The 18,811-nt window shown below is 52.3% G+C and carries 17 protein-coding genes, 8 tRNA genes and 1 rRNA gene (1 of these 26 only partly in view); 1 reads left to right on the forward strand and 25 read right to left on the reverse strand.

The window, feature by feature from the left end:
- Positions 1 to 230: 230 nt before the first annotated feature.
- The 16 genes from hisIE to ACZ5N7_RS13495 all read right to left on the reverse strand — a co-directional run bounded on the left by hisIE (position 231) and on the right by ACZ5N7_RS13495 (position 14,463).
- Positions 231 to 896 (reverse strand): bifunctional phosphoribosyl-AMP cyclohydrolase/phosphoribosyl-ATP diphosphatase HisIE, encoded by a 666-nt coding sequence (gene hisIE / locus ACZ5N7_RS13420; RefSeq protein WP_464654836.1) that lies wholly within the window; start codon positions 894 to 896, stop codon positions 231 to 233.
- On the reverse strand, positions 893 to 1,651 hold the full coding sequence (gene hisF / locus ACZ5N7_RS13425) for an imidazole glycerol phosphate synthase subunit HisF (RefSeq protein ID WP_464654838.1): 759 nt from the start codon (positions 1,649 to 1,651) through the stop codon (positions 893 to 895). The genes hisIE and hisF overlap by 4 nt, the downstream gene beginning before the upstream one ends.
- 58 nt (positions 1,652 to 1,709) lie before the next feature.
- Positions 1,710 to 2,444, reverse strand: coding sequence for a 1-(5-phosphoribosyl)-5-[(5-phosphoribosylamino)methylideneamino]imidazole-4-carboxamide isomerase (hisA, locus tag ACZ5N7_RS13430; protein WP_464654840.1), 735 nt, complete (start codon positions 2,442 to 2,444; stop codon positions 1,710 to 1,712).
- 17 nt (positions 2,445 to 2,461) lie between these two features.
- Positions 2,462 to 3,079: an imidazole glycerol phosphate synthase subunit HisH gene (gene hisH, locus ACZ5N7_RS13435; protein ID WP_464654842.1), complete on the reverse strand. Its 618-nt coding sequence runs from the start codon at positions 3,077 to 3,079 to the stop codon at positions 2,462 to 2,464.
- Position 3,080: 1 nt separating this feature from the next.
- On the reverse strand, positions 3,081 to 3,692 hold the full coding sequence (hisB, locus tag ACZ5N7_RS13440; protein WP_464654843.1) for an imidazoleglycerol-phosphate dehydratase HisB: 612 nt from the start codon (positions 3,690 to 3,692) through the stop codon (positions 3,081 to 3,083).
- 1 nt (position 3,693) lies between these two features.
- Entirely contained in the window at positions 3,694 to 4,977 is a 1,284-nt protein-coding gene (gene hisD / locus ACZ5N7_RS13445) for a histidinol dehydrogenase (protein WP_464659271.1), read from the reverse strand.
- 76 nt (positions 4,978 to 5,053) lie between these two features.
- Positions 5,054 to 5,689, reverse strand: coding sequence for an ATP phosphoribosyltransferase (gene hisG / locus ACZ5N7_RS13450; protein ID WP_464654845.1), 636 nt, complete (start codon positions 5,687 to 5,689; stop codon positions 5,054 to 5,056).
- Positions 5,690 to 5,753: 64 nt separating this feature from the next.
- Positions 5,754 to 6,953 carry an ATP phosphoribosyltransferase regulatory subunit gene (locus ACZ5N7_RS13455; RefSeq protein WP_464654847.1) on the reverse strand — a complete coding sequence of 400 codons (1,200 nt, stop codon included), beginning with the start codon at positions 6,951 to 6,953 and terminating at the stop codon, positions 5,754 to 5,756.
- A gap of 259 nt (positions 6,954 to 7,212) precedes the next feature.
- On the reverse strand, positions 7,213 to 7,467 hold the full coding sequence (locus ACZ5N7_RS13460; RefSeq protein WP_464654849.1) for a GlsB/YeaQ/YmgE family stress response membrane protein: 255 nt from the start codon (positions 7,465 to 7,467) through the stop codon (positions 7,213 to 7,215).
- A 237-nt stretch (positions 7,468 to 7,704) separates the two neighbouring features.
- A complete protein-coding gene (locus tag ACZ5N7_RS13465; protein ID WP_464654850.1) occupies positions 7,705 to 8,196 on the reverse strand; it encodes an acyltransferase in 492 nt (163 codons plus the stop codon).
- Between the two features lie 2 nt (positions 8,197 to 8,198).
- Positions 8,199 to 8,846 (reverse strand): pyrophosphatase PpaX, encoded by a 648-nt coding sequence (gene ppaX / locus ACZ5N7_RS13470; RefSeq protein ID WP_464654851.1) that lies wholly within the window; start codon positions 8,844 to 8,846, stop codon positions 8,199 to 8,201.
- Positions 8,847 to 8,872: 26 nt separating this feature from the next.
- Entirely contained in the window at positions 8,873 to 9,844 is a 972-nt protein-coding gene (gene lgt, locus ACZ5N7_RS13475) for a prolipoprotein diacylglyceryl transferase (RefSeq protein WP_464654852.1), read from the reverse strand.
- A 42-nt stretch (positions 9,845 to 9,886) separates the two neighbouring features.
- Positions 9,887 to 10,828 carry an HPr(Ser) kinase/phosphatase gene (hprK, locus tag ACZ5N7_RS13480; RefSeq protein WP_464654854.1) on the reverse strand — a complete coding sequence of 314 codons (942 nt, stop codon included), beginning with the start codon at positions 10,826 to 10,828 and terminating at the stop codon, positions 9,887 to 9,889.
- Between the two features lie 162 nt (positions 10,829 to 10,990).
- A complete protein-coding gene (locus ACZ5N7_RS13485) occupies positions 10,991 to 12,115 on the reverse strand; it encodes an ABC transporter ATP-binding protein (RefSeq protein WP_464654855.1) in 1,125 nt (374 codons plus the stop codon).
- Positions 12,116 to 12,236: 121 nt separating this feature from the next.
- Positions 12,237 to 13,355: a PucR family transcriptional regulator gene (locus ACZ5N7_RS13490; protein WP_464654857.1), complete on the reverse strand. Its 1,119-nt coding sequence runs from the start codon at positions 13,353 to 13,355 to the stop codon at positions 12,237 to 12,239.
- Between the two features lie 160 nt (positions 13,356 to 13,515).
- A complete protein-coding gene (locus ACZ5N7_RS13495) occupies positions 13,516 to 14,463 on the reverse strand; it encodes an MraY family glycosyltransferase (protein WP_464654859.1) in 948 nt (315 codons plus the stop codon).
- Between the two features lie 191 nt (positions 14,464 to 14,654).
- Here ACZ5N7_RS13495 and ACZ5N7_RS13500 point away from each other — a divergent pair, with 191 nt between their 5' ends.
- Positions 14,655 to 15,926 carry a nickel-dependent lactate racemase family protein gene (locus ACZ5N7_RS13500; protein WP_464654861.1) on the forward strand — a complete coding sequence of 424 codons (1,272 nt, stop codon included), beginning with the start codon at positions 14,655 to 14,657 and terminating at the stop codon, positions 15,924 to 15,926.
- 122 nt (positions 15,927 to 16,048) lie between these two features.
- Here the strand turns inward: ACZ5N7_RS13500 and ACZ5N7_RS13505 are convergent.
- The 9 genes from ACZ5N7_RS13505 to ACZ5N7_RS13545 form a co-directional block, all read right to left on the reverse strand.
- Positions 16,049 to 16,121 (reverse strand) — tRNA-Lys (locus ACZ5N7_RS13505).
- A 10-nt stretch (positions 16,122 to 16,131) separates the two neighbouring features.
- Positions 16,132 to 16,216, reverse strand: a tRNA-Tyr gene (locus ACZ5N7_RS13510).
- A 19-nt stretch (positions 16,217 to 16,235) separates the two neighbouring features.
- Positions 16,236 to 16,308 (reverse strand) — tRNA-Phe (locus ACZ5N7_RS13515).
- A 39-nt stretch (positions 16,309 to 16,347) separates the two neighbouring features.
- Positions 16,348 to 16,424 (reverse strand) — tRNA-Asp (locus ACZ5N7_RS13520).
- 17 nt (positions 16,425 to 16,441) lie between these two features.
- Positions 16,442 to 16,517 (reverse strand) — tRNA-Thr (locus ACZ5N7_RS13525).
- Between the two features lie 12 nt (positions 16,518 to 16,529).
- Positions 16,530 to 16,605, reverse strand: a tRNA-Val gene (locus ACZ5N7_RS13530).
- 54 nt (positions 16,606 to 16,659) lie between these two features.
- Positions 16,660 to 16,736: transfer RNA gene (locus ACZ5N7_RS13535), tRNA-Met, on the reverse strand.
- Positions 16,737 to 16,752: 16 nt separating this feature from the next.
- A tRNA-Ser gene (locus tag ACZ5N7_RS13540) sits at positions 16,753 to 16,844 on the reverse strand.
- Positions 16,845 to 17,005: 161 nt separating this feature from the next.
- Positions 17,006 to 18,811: ribosomal RNA gene (locus tag ACZ5N7_RS13545) — 23S ribosomal RNA — on the reverse strand; it runs 1,119 nt beyond the window's last position.

Here is an 18,811-nt window from a genome sequence, read left to right on the forward strand (position 1 = left end):
CACGTTTTCTTAGAATGAACATTTCACACAGATTTCATTATACATGAAAGCTGTCGAAATTAAAAAGCGGCCCCCTCCGAATGTTGACAAAATACGAAGAATTTCAGAAACAAGGTCCCCATGCGAAAAAAGAGGCACAACAGCGGACAGCCATTGCTGCTCCAGCCCCGTGTCCATGCCTCTCATCGCGTCAACCATCCGGCACGGGCGAGCGTCCGCTGGTTCCGCGTTTATTTGGTGTGGCGGCGTTCCAATTCCATCATCAATTCGCTTAGAGGGAGACGCGCTTCTCTCAGCAGCACCATCATATGGAAGATCAAATCGCTTGCTTCGTAGCGAAGCTCGTCGTTACTGCGGTTTTTGGCCGCTATGATGACTTCCGCCGTCTCTTCGCCGACTTTTTTCAGAATCTTGTCGATGCCTTTTTCAAACAAATAGGTGGTGTAAGCGCCCTCCGGGCGCTCCGCTTCTCTGGATGCGATCAGGGCCTCCAATTTTGACAAAATTTCAAAAGGGTTCCCCTGCGCAGGTTCGGCAGAAACCGAGTCGGCTTCTGATTCCGCCAAAGGAATCTGCTCGAAGAAGCAGCTGTATTTGCCTGTATGGCAGGCCGCTCCCGTCTGGTCCACCTTGACCAGCAGGGTATCTCCGTCGCAGTCATAGGCCACGGAGCGCACCTTTTGCTTATTGCCCGAGGTTGCGCCTTTGTTCCAAAGCTCTTTGCGCGACCGGCTCCAGAACCAGGTTTCCCCGGTTTGCAAAGTCTGCTCCAACGATTCCCTGTTCATGTAAGCAAGCATTAGCACTTCCTTCGATACGGCGTCCTGCACGACGGCGGGCACCAATCCCTGGGCGTCCCAGCGAATTTTGTCGTATAAAGCGTCTTTCTCTGTCATCGAATCTCCACTCCCCTGTTTTTCAGCTGCTGTTTGACCCCTTCGACCGTCAGTTCTTTATAATGAAAAATGGTAGCCGCGAGCCCCGCGTCTGCTTTCCCTTCCGTAAATACATCGTAAAAATGTTCCGCGGTGCCCGCTCCTCCGGACGCGATAACAGGAATGCCGACGGCTTCCGAAATCGCCTTGGTCAGCCTCAGGTCGAATCCATCCTTGGTTCCGTCCGCGTCCATGCTCGTAAGGAGCAATTCCCCCGCGCCGAGCCGCTCCGCTTCGCGGGCCCATTCCAAGGCCCTGATCCCTGATCTGTTGCGGCCTCCGTGGGTAAATACCTCCCACTCTCCCCAAGCTTCATTGTATTTGGCGTCGATGGCAACGACAATGCACTGCGAGCCGAACTTGGCCGCTCCGCCCGAGATAAGCTGGGGGTTTTTCACGGCAGCCGTGTTGACGCCGATTTTGTCGGCCCCTGCCCGCAGCATCCGCTTCATGTCCTCCACGGAAGAAATCCCGCCTCCCACGGTAAATGGGATGGTGATTTCTCCGGCTGTTTTTCTGACCACCTCGACCATCGTCGCCCTGCCTTCCACCGACGCGGAGATATCCAGAAAGACGAGCTCGTCTGCGCCTTCCCGGTCATAAATGGCGGCAAGCTCCACCGGATCTCCGGCGTCCCTCAGATTGACGAAGTTCACACCTTTGACCACTCTGCCGTCTTTGACGTCAAGGCACGGAATAATTCTTTTCGCAAGCACCTTCGTTTCTCACTTCCTTTTTATTGATCCGATATCCTGTGCATTCCGCTGCCGATCGTTATTTGGACAAAAGCTTATGGGCTTCTTCCAGCTGTATGCTGCCCGTGTAGAGCGCCTTGCCTACAATCGCGCCGCCTACGCCTTCCTGCGAATGCTGCGACAGGGCGGCAAGATCCTCATAACGGCTTACGCCCCCCGACGCGATCACGGTTTGGCCCGAAGCTTGTGCAAGCTGCACGATAGCTTCCACGTTAGGCCCGCCCATCATGCCGTCGCGGGAGATGTCGGTGAAGATGAACGTCTTCGCGCCTTTGTCGGCAAGAGATTTGGCAAGCTCCTCCGCCTTCACTTCGGAAGTTTCCAGCCAACCGCGGGTGGCCACACAGCCGTTGCGGGCATCGATGCCGATGGCAATACGGTCGCCGTACTCACGCAGCACGTTTTCGACAAAGGCGCGGTCTTCAATCGCGGCCGTTCCCAGAATAAGACGGGAGACGCCCAGCGACAGCATGTGTTCCACATCCCGTTCCGTACGGATGCCCCCGCCCGCTTGAACGGGCACTCCCACGCTGCCGGCAATCTCGCCGATCAAACGGTCGTTCACCGGATGGCCCGCCTTCGCGCCGTCCAGATCGACCAAGTGGATCCAGCGGCCTCCTTGCGCTTTCCACAGCATGGCGGCCTCCAAAGGATTTTCGTTGTACACGGTTTCCCGGTTATAGTCCCCTTGGACGAGACGAACGCATTTGCCCCCGCGAATATCGATCGCCGGATAAATAATGAATGAAGACATATCGGACCCCCTGCGGTTTATTGACGCACCTTGTTTTTGCACAGATTGAGAAAATTGCCGAGCAGCTTGATGCCGACATCGCCGCTTTTTTCCGGGTGAAACTGCATTCCGAACAGATTATCTCTACCTACAATAGCCGTGACATCCTGAAAATAGCCCGTGGTAGCGAGAAGATCCTCTTTACGGTCCGGAATGACATGATAAGAGTGGACAAAATAAACGTGCCCTTCCTCGAGATCTTGAAAAAGAAGGCTCTTCTGCCGGTACTCAAGCCGGTTCCAGCCGATGTGAGGGACCTTGTAGTCCCCCTTGAACCGAACGACCTTACCCGGAAGCAGATTCAGTCCTTCATGGCGGCCATGCTCTTCGCTTTCGCTGAAAAGAAGCTGCATGCCAAGACAGATGCCGAGGAGAGGCGTGCCGGAGTCCGCAATCTTTTGTACCGTTCCCCGCAGTCCGTTTTCGGCCAGATTCCGCATTGCATCACCAAACGCGCCAACGCCGGGCAGGATGACCCCGTCGGCCGACAGAATCGTCTGTTCGTCGGAGGTGATCACGCTACTGTAACCCCGCCTTTCGACGGCTTTCGAGACGCTGTGAAGATTGCCCATGCCATAGTCGATAATCGCGATCATCTTACAGCACTCCCTTCGTCGAAGGCACTCCTTGCACACGCGGGTCCACGGTTGCCGCCTCATCGAGCGCGCGGCCCAGCGCTTTGAACACCGCTTCGACCATGTGATGGGTATTTTTCCCATAATGTACGATCACGTGAAGGGTAACGCGGGCTTCGAGCGCAAACTTCCACAGAAACTCGTGGATCAGCTCCGTAGTAAGGCTCCCTATTTGTGAAGAAGGATATTCCGCCCTGTATTCAAAATGCGGCCGGTTGCTTATATCGATCACCACTTGGGCCAAAGCCTCATCCATTGGGATGAAGACATTGGCGTAGCGTTTGATTCCCTTTTTGTCGCCCAACGCTTCTCTCAGTGTCTGCCCGAGGCAGATTCCGATATCCTCCACCGTATGGTGGTCGTCAATTTCGATATCTCCCTTAGCGTCGACGCGAAGATTGAATTGGCCGTGCTTTGTAAACAGGTCCAGCATATGGTTCAGGAACGGCACATCCGTTTTGATGTCCGAAACCCCGCTGCCGTCGACTTGAAAAGCCAGCCGGATATCCGTCTCGTTCGTACGGCGGGCCACAGACGAGGTGCGGCTTCCCGTAAAGTTGAATTGTTCGCTCATATTATGCTTCCCCTTCTTTAGCAAGCCGTACTTCTATCGCTTGGGCGTGGCCTTCCAGCCCTTCGTGGCGCGCCATGGAAATGATCTTTCGGCCGTTGTTCAACAGAGCCTCCCGGCTGTAGGAGATTACGCTCGATTTCTTGATAAAATCGTCCAGGTTCAAAGGAGACGAGAACCTCGCCGTTCCGTTCGTGGGCAGAACATGGTTCGGTCCCGCGAAGTAGTCGCCGACAGGCTCCGGGCTGTAAGGCCCAAGGAAAATCGCTCCCGCATTTTCAATTCGGGCCAGGCAGGAGAAAGGCTCGTTCACAAGCAGTTCCAGATGCTCCGGCGCGAGCCGGTTAACGACCTCAATCCCTTCGTCTATGGAATCGACGAGGAGGATGGCCCCCTTGTTCGCGATCGATACCTCCGCGATATGCTTCTTCGGCAGCTCGGCCAGCTGCCGCTCCACCTCCGCCTGTACGGCTTCGGCCAGCTCACGCGCCGGCGTCACCAGCACCGCCGGCGACAGCTCATCGTGCTCGGCCTGCGCCAGCAGGTCGGCGGCCACAAACTGCGGATCGGCCGTTTCATCGGCCAATACCGTAATATCGGTGGGCCCCGCGATCATATCGATGTCGACAGCGCCAAACACGTAGCGTTTGGCCAGGGCGACATAGATATTGCCGGGGCCCACGATCTTGTCAACCGGCGCGATGCTCTCCGTGCCGTAAGCGAGAGCCGCTACCGCCTGCGCTCCGCCTGCGCGGTAGATCTCGGTGATTCCCGCCTCGGCGGCCGCCACCAGGATGTACGGGTTGATCTCCTGCGCGCCCGCCGTTGCCGGCGGCGTCGCCATGACGATCTCCCGTACCCCCGCGACCGCTGCGGGAATCGCATTCATCAGCACAGAGGAAGGATAGGCTGCCTTGCCTCCCGGCACGTACACGCCTACTCTGTGCAGAGGGCGAACCACTTGCCCGACGATGCTGCCGTCGGGCTGCAGATCCATCCATGAGCCGCGCTTCTGCTTCTCATGGAAAGCCCGGATGTTCGCTGCGGCCTCGCGCAGCGCCTCCAGGAACTCGCTGTCCACCCGCCCGTAAGCCTTCTGGATCTCTTCGGCAGACACGCGAAGATCACCGATCTTCACCCGGTCCAGCTCCTCTGCATAGCGGAACAGCGCGGCGTCTCCTTCCGCTCTTACCCTGCGGATGATCTCCAATACCGTGGCGTTCTGTTCCTCGGTGCCGTAGTCCAATTCCCTTCGCAGCTGAAACTCGCCAGCAGGCATGATCCTGATTCCCACAGTACACTCCCCCTTCGCAATTTACTTGCTGAAATCCAACCCTTTCTTTCCGTCAACGCTTGCCGCCTGTCTACTTCGCTCCGACCGCCAGCGCAGCCTGCAGCTTATCGCACAGCTTCTGGATCGCTTCGTTCTTCATCCGGTAGCTTACCCGGTTCGCGATCAAACGACTTGTAATAGCGAACATCTCTTCCTGCTCCACCAGGCCGTTCTCCTTCAGAGTCTGGCCGGTTTCCACCATATCCACAATCCGGTCCGCCAAACCGATCAAAGGCGCCAGCTCTATCGAGCCGTTCAATTTGATAACTTCCACCTGCTGGCCCCGCTCCCGAAAATATTGGGATGCCAGGTTCGGATACTTCGTAGCGACTCTCGGATTGGGGGTCGGCTTCCAATCCGGCAGACCGATGACGGACATCCTGCACCGCGCAATGCCCAGATCCATCAGCTCATATACATCGCGGTTCTCTTCCATCAGCACGTCCTTGCCCACCACTCCGATGTCCGCCACGCCGTACTCGACGTAAATCGGCACATCTACAGGCTTGGCCAGAATAAATTCCATTCCCGCCTCCGGCGCCTGTACAATCAGTTTGCGGGATTCATCCATCTCGTCCACAATCGGAAAGCCCGCGCTTCGGAACAGCTTGGAAGCTTGCTTGTAAATCCTCCCCTTGGGCATAGCCACTTTCAACAGCTCGCTCATAGTCCGCCTCCTTCCTGGCATTATTATATAGGGACCTTTAATCGAAGATTAAAGTCTCTCCATCTTATATAAATGAAATCACGTCTTGATACACGGTGTCCGCGCAGCGTACGCTTCCGTCCTGAAGCCGTTCGGTCCGCGCCTCTTCCTTTCCCTTCACGAGCCGGGTGACGACGATGAGCCCATCGCGGCTGCGCATCTCACCGGCGCACCTCAGCGCCTCTGCCCGTTGGCCTGCACCGTACTGAACGAGCACCTTGCCGGGCTCTTCCTCAGGCATGGACTGGGATAGAATCTCGAGAATCCGGTTCGTCTTGAGCGCAAAACCCGTAGCCCCCGCCGGGCGGCCGAACTGTTTTAACAGGTTGTCGTATCTTCCTCCGCTGCATACGGGAAATCCCAGATCGGCGGCATACCCTTCGAACGTCATCCCTGTATAATAGGAAAAATCGCCAAGCATCGTCAAGTCAATCATGACGTGCGGAGTGACTCCGTAATCCTTCAGCGCGTCCCACACTTCGCACAGATGCCGGATCGACTGCTGTGCAAGCGGATCCTGTGTCACTACGGAAGCCTGTTTGCAAATTTCCTGACCGCCCCTCAGCCGCAGAATTCCTTCCAATTCCTTCAGTACGTCCGCGTTAGAGGTGACTTCGTGAATCTTTTCTCTGTAGCCCACATAATCACGGTTTAACAAAAATTGTTTGAGCTGGCTCTGCAGGTCTTCCCGGCCCTTGAGCGTCTCATTGAACAGCCCGGTCAAAAAGCCGATATGGCCAATGGCAATCTTGAAATTTTGAACGCCGGCAGCCTGCAGGCTGGCAATCGCCAAGGCGATGATCTCAGCGTCCGCCTCGGGAGAGGCATCTCCCACTAGCTCGACCCCGGTTTGAAAAAATTCCGACTCCCGTCCCGCTTCGTCATCGAACGCCCGAAATACATTGGAGTGGTAAGACAGCCGGATAGGAAACTGCGTCTCTTTCAATAAAGAAGCGACCACCCGGGCAATTGGCGCCGTCATGTCGGACCGCAGCACCAGAGTCGTGCCCTTGCGGTCCAACAGCTTGAACAGCTTCTTGTCTTCCGTAGCGCTTGAAATACCTACCGTGTCGTAATATTCCATCGTTGGTGTTATAATTTGATGATATCCCCAGCGTTCCATGCATTGAAGTACCTGATATTCTATTTTACGCAGCCTGGAAACCGCGGCAGGCAAAAAATCCTTTACGCCTGTCGGCTTCTCAAATACTTTAGGTTTGGACAAATCGATCACCTCGACGTCTTTCAATTCGCTTTAGTTCGCTACCATACTACCAAATTAAAGAGGGTAAACGTAGTTTACCACTCTCTTATATTGACAGTCAATGTTAATTGTTATGATTTCCAATATTGGGCAATGTCGCAGAAAGTGCACCCTTCTCCAAACTCAAATTAGCGATTAGAAAAAGATCCGAACAGATATTATTTAAAGTTCAAAAAAAATATCCCGCTGCCAGCGGGATATTTAATCTGCTCTGTCTCTATCATGCTCTGTGGAAGCTTCTGGATACCAGACCGACCAGGAACACGAACAATGCTGCACCGATAATGGCTGGAATGATGGCAAAACCGGCAATGTTCGGACCCCAATGGCCAAACAGCAGGTTGCCGATCCAAGCCCCTACAAAGCCTGCGATCATGGAACCGATAACTCCGCCAGGCATGTCCGCTCTGACAATAGCATCTCCGATAAGACCTATGACGATAGCCATGATAATACTGATTAGTAATCCTAGCATTGGATCCAACTCCTTTTCGCTGATTTGTTGTGGTGCTTATCTATTTGTAACCCCAACAAACAAAATTGAATCGGAAAGGCAGGATCTGGAGGATCAGCACAAACAGTGACGGACCGCATTCAAGCTTCGATCACCCAGCATGGCAAAACAACAGTCAAAGCAACAAACGCGTTACAGTCACAGGCCGCTTCCAAACTTCGATCGCAGCCGCGCTTTGCGGCGCAGCATGGCGGGTGGTCAGACCCCACGCTTATCATCCAGCTCCCGAAGAGGGTTTCCCCCGACAAAGCTGCCCGGCTGCACATCTTTATGGACTACAGCCCCTGCCGCAACAACCGCGTTATCCCCGATGCTGACTCCCGGCAGTATGGTTGTATTGGCGCCGATCAAGACATTGGCGCCGATCCTTACCTCGCCCAGCCGGTATTCATGTATTAAATATTCGTGAGCCAATATCGTCGTATTGTACCCGATGACGGAGTTATCCCCCACCGAAATCTTTTCCGGAAAGAAAACATCCGGCATCACCATCAGAGCGAACGCCGTGTTTTTCCCAACCTTCATTCGAAGCATACTGCGGAAGATCCAATTCTTGAAACGGAGGGAAGGTGAAAACCTTGCCAGGCTGATCCATACAAAATTCCACATCCCTTTCCAAGGGCTGACCGTCTTGTAGATCTGCCAAAGCGAATTAGGCCCTTCCACCGGGAATCTCTCCGTCCTTCTCAAGGTTAACCCCTCTCTACTCCAACGATATCTAAAAGCTGCGGCATCGTATCGATGATATGATCCGGTTTGTATTGTTTCAGGTAATCCATTCCCTTCAAGGACCAAGCTACGGCCACCGAGGTAACTCCCGCATTCTGGGCGGCCTCGATATCGTAGTGGCTGTCTCCGACCATAACGGCGTCCTCCGGGCTCGCACCTAACTCGCCCAAAGCCTTCAGAATTCCTTCCGGATGCGGTTTGGGATCTGTCACGTCTTCTACGGTGACGATCGTTTCCACAAACCCGTCCAGTCCGCAAAGCTTAAGTCCCATATGTGTGGTCTTTCTTACTTTACTTGTTACAATCCCCATGCGAACTCCAGCCTTTTGCAGCTCAGACATCGTTTCCTTGACCATCGGGAACTCCGTCACCAGCTCGTCATGGCGGGAGACGTTGTATTCCCGATAAGCTTGAATATACTCGTCCACTTCCTGCTTGCCCGTAAAATTGCGGAACTGGTCGATCAGAGGACGCCCCATATGCGGAATCAGATTCTCTCTCGTATATTCAATAGGGGTGATGCCCTTCAACACATGCATAAAAGTTTCCAGTATCAGTTCGTTCGTATTGATAATCGTGCCGTCCAAATCGAATAAAACAACTTTTATCATGACTGCGGACAGCTCCTTCTGCACCGTTAGGTTAAATTTTGCGGGTCATTTGCCAAAGGTTTGTCGGATACTTCCCCTCTCGGAGCCTTTGGCGCTTTGGCCGATACTATCGGGTCCGGATACCTTTGATCGGCATATCCCATTTTTCTGCGCGCAACGATGATTATTACAGCCGCTGCAACGATAATGACTGCCAACAGCTGAGATATTCTCACATTTCCGTAGGCCATATTTCCCGGCTCGAAGAGAACGGTCATTGGCGACCAAAGCGCATCCATAATGGATTTGAGCCACGCGGGACCGTCAAAAGCCAAACTGTCCGTACGCAGCCCTTCGATAAAGAACCGGCCGATGGAATACCATATAAAATAACTGAGGAACAGCTCTCCCGCCCTTAAAAATCTCTGGCGCCTTAGCAGCAGCAAAAGCGCTAAACCTGCCAGGTTCCATAAAGACTCATATAAAAACGTAGGATGATAGAACGTTCCCTCAATGTTCATCTGGTTTACGATAAAATCAGGCAGATGAAGCGTATTCCGCAGAAACGATTCCTGCACAGGCTCTCCGTGCGCTTCCTGATTGATAAAATTCCCCCAACGCCCGATCGCTTGTCCGATAATAAGCCCCGGGGCACAGATATCCGCAATTCTCCAGAAATTATAGCCTTTCGCCCGAAAATAAAAATATGCCCCGATGATCGCGCCGATCAGAGCCCCATAGATGGCAATGCCACCTAACCATATGGCAGGTATTTCAGCTAAATGGGATTTGTAATAATCCCATTTGAAAGCTACATAGTAAATACGTGCCCCGATGATAGCCGATGGCACTCCGATCAACAGCATATCCATGAAAAATTCCGCGGGAATTCCAAAGCGTTTGCCTTCGCGGGCGGCGAGCAACATTCCCACCAATGCGGCGGCGCCAAGAATCAATCCATACCAATGAATTTTGAGCGGCCCCAGAGCAATGGCGACCGGATCTATTGCAGTGTACATTGCAAACCCCTTTCTAAAGCTCACCTATTCAAAAATTACTTTTTATTCCAAGTCGTCTATATCTTCCGACAATGATTCTGTCAGTTTATTCGTGAACTGCAACGCCGCATTGTATCCCATCCGCTTTAAACGATAGTTCATCGCGGCGACTTCGATGATAACGGCCAGATTTCGTCCGGGACGAACCGGAATGGTGACCAGCGGCACATCCGTATCGATGATCCGCGTGGTTTCCTCGTCCAGGCCCAAGCGATCGTACTGCTTATCCTGCTGCCACGTTTCCAGTTGGGCGACCACGCTGATGGTTTTGACATTGCGCACAGCTCCCGCTCCAAACAAGGTCATGACGTTTATGATACCGACGCCGCGGATTTCCAGCAAATGACGGATCAGTTCAGGGGCATTCCCCGCCAGGACATTCTCAGCCGGCTGCCGGATTTCCACCGCATCGTCCGCCACAAGCCGGTGTCCTCTTTTGACGAGCTCCAATGCGGTTTCGCTCTTGCCGATTCCGCTGCTTCCGGTTATCAGCATACCGATTCCGTACACATCGACTAGCACTCCATGGATGGTCGTGGTCGGGGCCAGCTTATTCTCCAGAAAATTGGTGATCCGGCTCGCCAGAATCGTTGTCGCCAGATTCCCCCGCAGTATAGGAACGCTGGACTTCTCCGCCTGTTCGAGCAATTCCGGTGGAACGTCCAAACCCCTGGTCACTACAAAGCATGGAGTGTCGGGCGATTCACACAACCGCTGGATGCGGTCCCTTTTCTGTTCTTTGGATAAGGTTTCATAAAATGTAAGTTCGGTTCTTCCAAGCATCTGTATGCGGTCCGTGGGATGATAATGAAAATATCCCGCCATCTCCAGGCCCGGACGGTATAAATCCGCCGTGGTAATTAATCTTTTCAAGCCCTCTGCCCCGGCAAGCACTTCCAAATTAAATTTAGCGGCCAGCTCGGACGATTTCACACCTTTAGCCATACGAACAGACTCCTTTTTTTCGATATCCTCATCGTAATGGAATTGATCTTTGAAAGCAACCCCTGCAAGGGTCTTCTAATCCCCAGCCCATAAAGCGAAGAGCGTGTTCAACCGCACGAAAAAAGCCAGCTGCGAACAGCTGGCTCTTATATTCTATAAAAATTAAGCGTTAACCAAGATGGACTCGGTTGTTGTTTTATCAAAGAAGTGAACTTTATTCATATCCAGAGCAAGCTTCACCTGCATGCCTTCTTTAAGGCCGGCACGGCCGTCTACACGGGCGATGATAGTACCCTTGCCTACTCCTGTCAGGTACAGGTACATCTCGTGGCCGAGGTTCTCGGAAACTTCGATGTCTGCGTTGATTACGGAGTTAGGGGAAGCTTCAAGAAATACGGGCTCTTCATGAATATCTTCCGGACGTACGCCCATGATTACTTCTTTGCCTGCATAGCCTTTGTCTTTCAAAGTTTTCGCGCGGCCTGCAGGAACTACCAGTTTTACATTTTCTGCTTTAAAAGTAAGGTTACCGCCTTCATCGGACAAGGTTCCGGAAATGAAGTTCATCGAAGGAGATCCGATAAAACCGGCAACGAACATATTTACAGGGTTAGTGTAGATTTCTTCAGGAGAAGCAGCTTGTTGAATGATGCCTTTATCCATAACGACGATACGGTCGCCCATTGTCATCGCTTCGGTTTGGTCGTGCGTTACATAGATTACAGTAGTTTCCAGACGCTTGGCCAATTTGCTGATTTCAGCGCGCATTTGTACGCGAAGTTTGGCGTCCAGGTTGGAAAGAGGCTCGTCCATCAAGAATACTTGCGGTTCACGAACGATCGCGCGGCCCAAGGCGACACGCTGTCTTTGTCCGCCGGAAAGAGCCTTCGGCTTACGATCCAGCAAATGCTCGATATCAAGGATTTTCGCGGCTTCACGAACGCGGGCATCGATGTCGGCTTTCTTGAACTTGCGCAGCTTCAAACCGAACGCCATGTTCTGGTATACGTTCATATGCGGATAAAGCGCGTAGGACTGGAACACCATCGCGATATCGCGGTCCTTCGGCGCTACATCGTTCACTAGACGGTCGCCGATGTACAATTCGCCTTCGGAAATTTCTTCAAGCCCTGCGATCATGCGCAAAGTAGTGGATTTACCGCAGCCTGAAGCCCCTACCAGAACCAGAAATTCTTTATCTTTAATTTCCAGATGAAAGTCTTTTACCGTTGCTTCTTCGTTGCCTGCATACTTTTTGACGATATGATTTAAACGAACACCTGCCATGAGTGAATCCCCCCGAATAATAGATTCTTGCCGGACGCTGTACCCTGTACAGTTCCCTATTGGATAATTATATCTTAACTCAGTCAGGCACCTGTGACTATGCACAATGTTCACAAAAAAATTAAATCCTTTTCGTCACTTTATACAATAGCAGCGCCAGCTTTACCAACACGGCATCCGAAAACGTACGGACGTCGTAGCCCGCTTCCCCTTTAAACTTATCCAGACGGTAAAGCAGCGTATTCCGGTGGATATACAGCTTCTTGGCGGTCTCGCTCACATTGCAGTCCAAAGAGAAGAACATTTCCAGAGTCATCAGCGTCTCATTGTCCACCGCATAATCCATCCGGTTAAGCACCTTTTCCAGGAAGAGCTCCTTCTCCGCATCGGGAATTAAATGAAGAAGCTTCTCCAGCTGCAGGTTCCATGGAAAATGAACATTGTCGGCGATATGATACGTTTTGCCCAGCATCATCGTCTCCCGCAGACCGGACACAGCAGCTAATAAAGACTTCACCGGTTTGATAGGATAGTGGATGGACAGATGGCACTCGCCAACCCATTCATTGGACAGCATGTCATACAATCCGCCGCATAAATCTTCAAGATTCTGCTCCAGGCTGTCTTCTTCTTCGCTGTCCTTATCCTCGTTCGACGCGCCGGCGAGAATCGTTTCCGAGGCGAGAATGAGCCATTCTTTTTCCATCAACGGAATGAGGGCAATTTCAATATCGAAAAAGGATTCCAGAAGCTTTTTTAAATCGGCATAATGAACCCGCCTTACAGGCGAATATTCCCCGTATAAAAGAATCGGCACCTGATTTGAATATAGAGAAACCTGGGCCGTGAGAGCGTCGGGCGTTTCGGCATTCGTCACTCCTTGTTCCATCTGCTGCTTCAGCCATTCGCCGATCGCCAAGGCCCTTCTTTCATCCTCGGAGCCCCAGCCCGACTGCTGCTTTTTCTGTGCGGAGGAACGCTTTGTTTCAACCGTGAGCTCAATCAGCCTTCTTTCCGACTCGGAAATGGCCTCTTGATCCACCTGCAGGGCAGTGATATCCCGGCCTTGATTCTCCAGATAAAATAAAACTTTATTTTCCTGCACCACGCTTTGAGCTGCCGAATCCGCGGAGGGAGACTCGTTCGTGGCCCGGTTCCACACTGCTTCCGTCACTTTTGTTATCGACAAATGCGTTTTCAAAATGCTCTGCAGCTGCTCCTTCATTTGCTCCCAATCCATTCTGTCGGCTCCTTCTTCTCTGTACTCTTCGTTTTATTGTAACATATTGTGCCTCTCGGATTATGGAATAATAGACATAAAAAAGAGAATCCCCCGATTTGAGGCATTCCCCCTTGTCCTGCAGAGCGAAAGCAGTCAGCTTCTGGCCAGCTGTTATTATTCAGCTAAAAGACAGCATGAGAATGATGGACAGCAACGAGAACAAAGCGCCCACCAGATACAGGAACGAGACCGTCTGAGTCTGCGTCAATCCCCACTGCATCAGGCTGTGGTGAGTATGCAGCTTGTCTGCGGTGTGAAGCCCTTTCCCCTGCATAAATCTGCGGGAGAACACAATGACCGTATCCAGGATTGGCACGCCAAGCGCCAGAACGGGGACCAGGATCGACACAAATGTGGCGCTTTTAAAAGCGCCGTCTATCGCAATAACAGCCAAAGCATACCCGAGAAATATCGCGCCCGCGTCTCCCATGAAGATTTTGGCAGGATGGAAATTAAACAGCAGAAACGCAATTGCCGCACCGGCCAGAATGGCGGACATGACGCCCGGCTCCTCCTGCTTTTGTATGACCGAAACGATCAGCAGAGTCAAAGAGGAAATGGTTACGATGCCAGAGGCAAGACCGTCTACGCCATCGATAAAATTAACCATGTTTGTAATCCCGAACACCCATGCCATTGTGCCGAGCCAGACTAACCATACAGGGAAGAAAACCATTTCCATATGGGCCGGATTCGTCATTCCGATAATCTCAATCCCGAACCATAAAGGAACCGACGACACCACGATATATACGATTAAGCGGGGCCAGACAGGAAATTCCCGTCCTTTTGCCTTAAATCCGTCATCCAGCAGCCCGACCAGCACAAGAACCGTTCCCCCGGCAATGATCGACAAGGTTTGATCGGATATGCCAAGGAATAATATCAACGAAATGACACAGCCTATGTAAATGGCTACCCCGCCCATAAGAGGAATGGGATTTCGGTGAATTTTCCTGTTGGTGGGCCGATCTACAAAGCCGTATTTTACAGCCAACATTTTGACAAAAGGCACCAGTAGTAAGACAATACCGAAGCTTGTGATCAAAGGAATGATAAATTTCAAATCGGTGAACCCCCTTTTTGAATGAGCCGCACTCCGGGTTCCTACAGCATCAAGATGGATAACCATAGATTTCCCAGCCAGGAAAGAACCATTCTTGATTACGGTTGGAAAATAGCTCCTACTGTACGTGATACCTACTTTTAAACGGAATATGGAATTTTATAACTGATGCCAAAAGGAGTTTTTGCACGATGAAATCGACCTTCACTTTGCCTTACGGCAAAAACCTGACACAGATCGAGTTGCCCGTACGGCCTAACCTGCACTGGATCCGTTATAACTCCGCACCTGCTGCGGATCCGCATATGTTGATGAAGCGATCCCTCCTGCAGCCGATCAGTTCCCCGCGGTTACAGGAGCTTGCAGCGAGTGCCAGTAAAGCTGTCATACTGGTAAGCGACAAGAGCCGTCTTTGCCCCAGTGATGTGTTTCTCCCGCTGCTGCTAACGGAACTGAATCAGGGGGGGCTGCAGGATGCAGACATCAGTATCGTCGCAGCAGTCGGGACTCACCGCAAAATGACTCAGACCGAGCTCATTCAGTTGGTTGGAGAGCAGGTATACTCTCGGATTAAGGTGGTTAACCATTCGCCGCTCGGCGAGGATTGTGTTTATGTTGGGACCACCTCACGAGGCACGCCGGTTGAAATCAACCGTTCGGTGGTGGAGGCCGGCCTACGCATTGCTACGGGGAATATTGAACCCCACGCGCTTGTGGGCATATCGGGAGGGGTCAAAGCTTTGTTTCCAGGGACGGCTTCCAAAAAATCCATCTCCATCAACCACGGTTATTCTTTAGAGATCAAAGCAGAGCTCGGCCAGACCGATAACGGAATCCATGAAGATTTAGTCGAAGCGCAGCAGTTTGTTCCGGTACATTTTTTGTTCAATGTGATTGTAAATCATCAGCAGGAGATCATGGATTGTGTCGCAGGCGATGTGATTGAAGCCCACAAGAGGGGAATATCCACTGTACGCGAACGCTTTATCGTAGAAGTTGGGCAAAAATATGACACGGTGATCTGCTCGGCGGGAGGGCACCCCAAAGATCAGAATCTCTATCAAGCTGTGAAATCGTTGCGGAATGCGGCGGCTGTCACCCGCACCGGGGGACGTATACTGCTGCTGGCCGAGTGTTCGGAACACTACGGTAATCCTGCGCTGCAGGAGTGGCTGGAGCGCGGCAAGAACAGAGAGCAGATGTGTTCCGAACTCAAGAGGGAGTTTGTGCTGGGCGCGCATAAAATTCTACAAATCGACCAGGTGCTTCGCAGTCATCAGGTGCGTCTTTATTCCGCGATGCCGTCTGCTTTTGTTGAATTATGCGGGTTTCAGGCGGTTAGTGATCTGCAGGCCGAATTGGAGGAGATGTTGTCGGACCCCGGTCAGTCTGTGGCTGTCATTCCGCATGGCGGAATCACTTTCCCGAAGCTAAAAGAACAGGAACAAATCCCCCAAAAGTGAAGATAACCTTCGAAGCATATACCGATTATTTTTGGGGAGCCCCCTTATCCACAGAACTTGCTTCCGATAGTTTCCTACACAGCAAAAAAGAGACCGCTGAGGTCTCTTCGATGTTAAAAAAGTGAGCCATGAAGGACTCGAACCTTCGACACCCTGATTAAAAGTCAGGTGCTCTACCGACTGAGCTAATGGCTCAAAACGTAAGTGGTGGAGGCTGATGGATTCGAACCACCGAACTCGTAGAGAGCAGATTTACAGTCTGCCGTGTTTAGCCACTTCACTAAGCCTCCGTGGAATATTGTAAAAAAGTGGCTCGGGACGGAATCGAACCGCCGACACGAGGATTTTCAGTCCTCTGCTCTACCGACTGAGCTACCGAGCCATACAGGAGGGATCATCGGGCAAAAAAAAAGAATTGAAATGGCGGAGCTGACGAGATTCGAACTCGCGGTCTCCTGCGTGACAGGCAGGCATGTTAGGCCTCTACACCACAGCTCCGTATTCAATTAATTTACTGGTGCCGTCGAGAGGACTTGAACCCCCAACCTACTGATTACAAGTCAGTTGCTCTACCAATTGAGCTACAACGGCAAGAAAACTTTATGGTGGAGGCTGACGGGATCGAACCGCCGACCCTCTGCTTGTAAGGCAGATGCTCTCCCAGCTGAGCTAAGCCTCCATTTAACGACAAGCAATATTTTACTACATTAACAATTGGCATGTCAATGTGTTTTGGTAGCGGCGGAGGGGCTTGAACCCCCGACCTTACGGGTATGAACCGTACGCTCTAGCCAGCTGAGCTACGCCGCCATACATTCAAAATCAGTGGCGGAGAGAGAGGGATTCGAACCCTCGCACCACTTACGCAGTCTAACCCCTTAGCAGAGGGTCCCCTTATAGCCACTTGGGTATCTCTCCAATGTAGACACAACAAATCAAGTACAATAAGCTTTGCTTTAAGCAAAACTTATGCCCTGAAAACTAGCAGCGAATTCAACATAAGCTTGTTTGTTCTTTCGAGCCCCGAAAAAGTATTCGGATTCCGCTTCGTCAGCTTCCTCTTCACTTTCTTGGGTATTAGGGTTAAGCCCTCGACCGATTAGTATTCGTCAGCTGCATGCATTGCTGCACTTCCACCCCGAACCTATCTACCTCGTCGTCTACAAGGGGTCTTACGAATTGGGAAATCTCATCTTGAGGGGGGCTTCACGCTTAGATGCTTTCAGCGCTTATCCCTTCCGTACTTGGCTACCCAGCGGTGCTCCTGGCGGAACAACTGGTACACCAGCGGTACGTCCATCCCGGTCCTCTCGTACTAAGGACAGCTCCTCTCAAATTTCCTGCGCCCGCGACAGATAGGGACCGAACTGTCTCACGACGTTCTGAACCCAGCTCGCGTACCGCTTTAATGGGCGAACAGCCCAACCCTTGGGACCTACTTCAGCCCCAGGATGCGATGAGCCGACATCGAGGTGCCAAACCTCCCCGTCGATGTGGACTCTTGGGGGAGATAAGCCTGTTATCCCCAGGGTAGCTTTTATCCGTTGAGCGATGGCCCTTCCATTCGGTACCACCGGATCACTAAGCCCGACTTTCGTCCCTGCTCGACCTGTTTGTCTCGCAGTCAAGCTCCCTTCTGCCTTTGCACTCTTCGAATGATTTCCAACCATTCTGAGGGAACCTTTGGGCGCCTCCGTTACTCTTTAGGAGGCGACCGCCCCAGTCAAACTGCCCGCCTGACACTGTTCCCGATCCGGATCACGGACCCAGGTTAGAACCTAGATACGATCAGGGTGGTATCCCAACGTCGCCTCCGCACAAGCTGGCGCTCATGCTTCTTAGGCTCCCACCTATCCTGTACAGATCGTACCCAAATTCAATATCAAGCTGCAGTAAAGCTCCATGGGGTCTTTCCGTCTTGTCGCGGGTAACCTGCATCTTCACAGGTATTAAAATTTCACCGGATCTCTCGTTGAGACAGCGCCCAAGTCGTTACGCCATTCGTGCGGGTCAGAATTTACCTGACAAGGAATTTCGCTACCTTAGGACCGTTATAGTTACGGCCGCCGTTTACTGGGGCTTCGGTTCACAGCTTCGGTTTGCACCTAACCACTCCCCTTAACCTTCCAGCACCGGGCAGGCGTCAGCCCGTATACTTCGCCTTGCGGCTTCGCACAGACCTGTGTTTTTGCTAAACAGTCGCTTGGGCCTTTTCACTGCGGCCCCCTCAGGCTATTCACCTTACCGGGGCACCCCTTCTCCCGAAGTTACGGGGTCATTTTGCCGAGTTCCTTAACGAGAGTTCTTCCGCGCGCCTTAGAATTCTCTTCTCGCCTACCTGTGTCGGTTTGCGGTACGGGCACCTTCGCCTGGCTAGAGGCTTTTCTTGGCAGCATGAGATCATCGCCTTCGGTACTTACATTTCCCTCCCCATCACAGCCCAGCCTTACGATGCGCGGATTTGCCTGCACATCAGCCTCACTGCTTGGACGAGCATCCATCCGCTCGCACGACTACCCTTCTGCGTCACCCCATTACTCATAACGGCTTACGGTGGTACAGGAATTTCCACCTGTTGTCCTTCGACTACGCCTTTCGGCCTCGCCTTAGGTCCCGACTAACCCTGAGCGGACGAACCTTCCTCAGGAACCCTTAGGCTTTCGGCGGACAAGATTCTCACTTGTCTTTTCGTTACTCATACCGGCATTCTCACTTGTGTACAGTCCAGCAGTCCTTCCGGTCTACCTTCGCTCCGGTACACAACGCTCCCCTACCACTGACTTTCGTCAATCCATAGCTTCGGTGGTGTGTTTAGCCCCGTTACATTTTCGGCGCAGAGTCACTCGACCAGTGAGCTATTACGCACTCTTTCAATGGTGGCTGCT

Source organism: Paenibacillus sp. JCM 18996 (genome assembly GCF_055392555.1).

What these genes read in the sequence shown, in the direction of transcription:
- hisIE (WP_464654836.1), bottom strand. Translation starts at nt 896, where the DNA reads ATGACAGAGAAAGACGCTTTATACGACAAAATTCGCTGGGACGCCCAG.
- hisA (WP_464654840.1), bottom strand. Translation starts at nt 2,444, where the DNA reads ATGTCTTCATTCATTATTTATCCGGCGATCGATATTCGCGGGGGCAAA.
- hisH (WP_464654842.1), bottom strand. Translation starts at nt 3,079, where the DNA reads ATGATCGCGATTATCGACTATGGCATGGGCAATCTTCACAGCGTCTCG.
- hisB (WP_464654843.1), bottom strand. Translation starts at nt 3,692, where the DNA reads ATGAGCGAACAATTCAACTTTACGGGAAGCCGCACCTCGTCTGTGGCC.
- hisG (WP_464654845.1), bottom strand. Translation starts at nt 5,689, where the DNA reads ATGAGCGAGCTGTTGAAAGTGGCTATGCCCAAGGGGAGGATTTACAAG.
- ACZ5N7_RS13460 (WP_464654849.1), bottom strand. Translation starts at nt 7,467, where the DNA reads ATGCTAGGATTACTAATCAGTATTATCATGGCTATCGTCATAGGTCTT.
- ppaX (WP_464654851.1), bottom strand. Translation starts at nt 8,846, where the DNA reads ATGATAAAAGTTGTTTTATTCGATTTGGACGGCACGATTATCAATACG.
- lgt (WP_464654852.1), bottom strand. Translation starts at nt 9,844, where the DNA reads ATGTACACTGCAATAGATCCGGTCGCCATTGCTCTGGGGCCGCTCAAA.
- hprK (WP_464654854.1), bottom strand. Translation starts at nt 10,828, where the DNA reads ATGGCTAAAGGTGTGAAATCGTCCGAGCTGGCCGCTAAATTTAATTTG.
- ACZ5N7_RS13485 (WP_464654855.1), bottom strand. Translation starts at nt 12,115, where the DNA reads ATGGCAGGTGTTCGTTTAAATCATATCGTCAAAAAGTATGCAGGCAAC.
- ACZ5N7_RS13490 (WP_464654857.1), bottom strand. Translation starts at nt 13,355, where the DNA reads ATGGATTGGGAGCAAATGAAGGAGCAGCTGCAGAGCATTTTGAAAACG.
- ACZ5N7_RS13500 (WP_464654861.1), top strand. Translation starts at nt 14,655, where the DNA reads ATGAAATCGACCTTCACTTTGCCTTACGGCAAAAACCTGACACAGATC.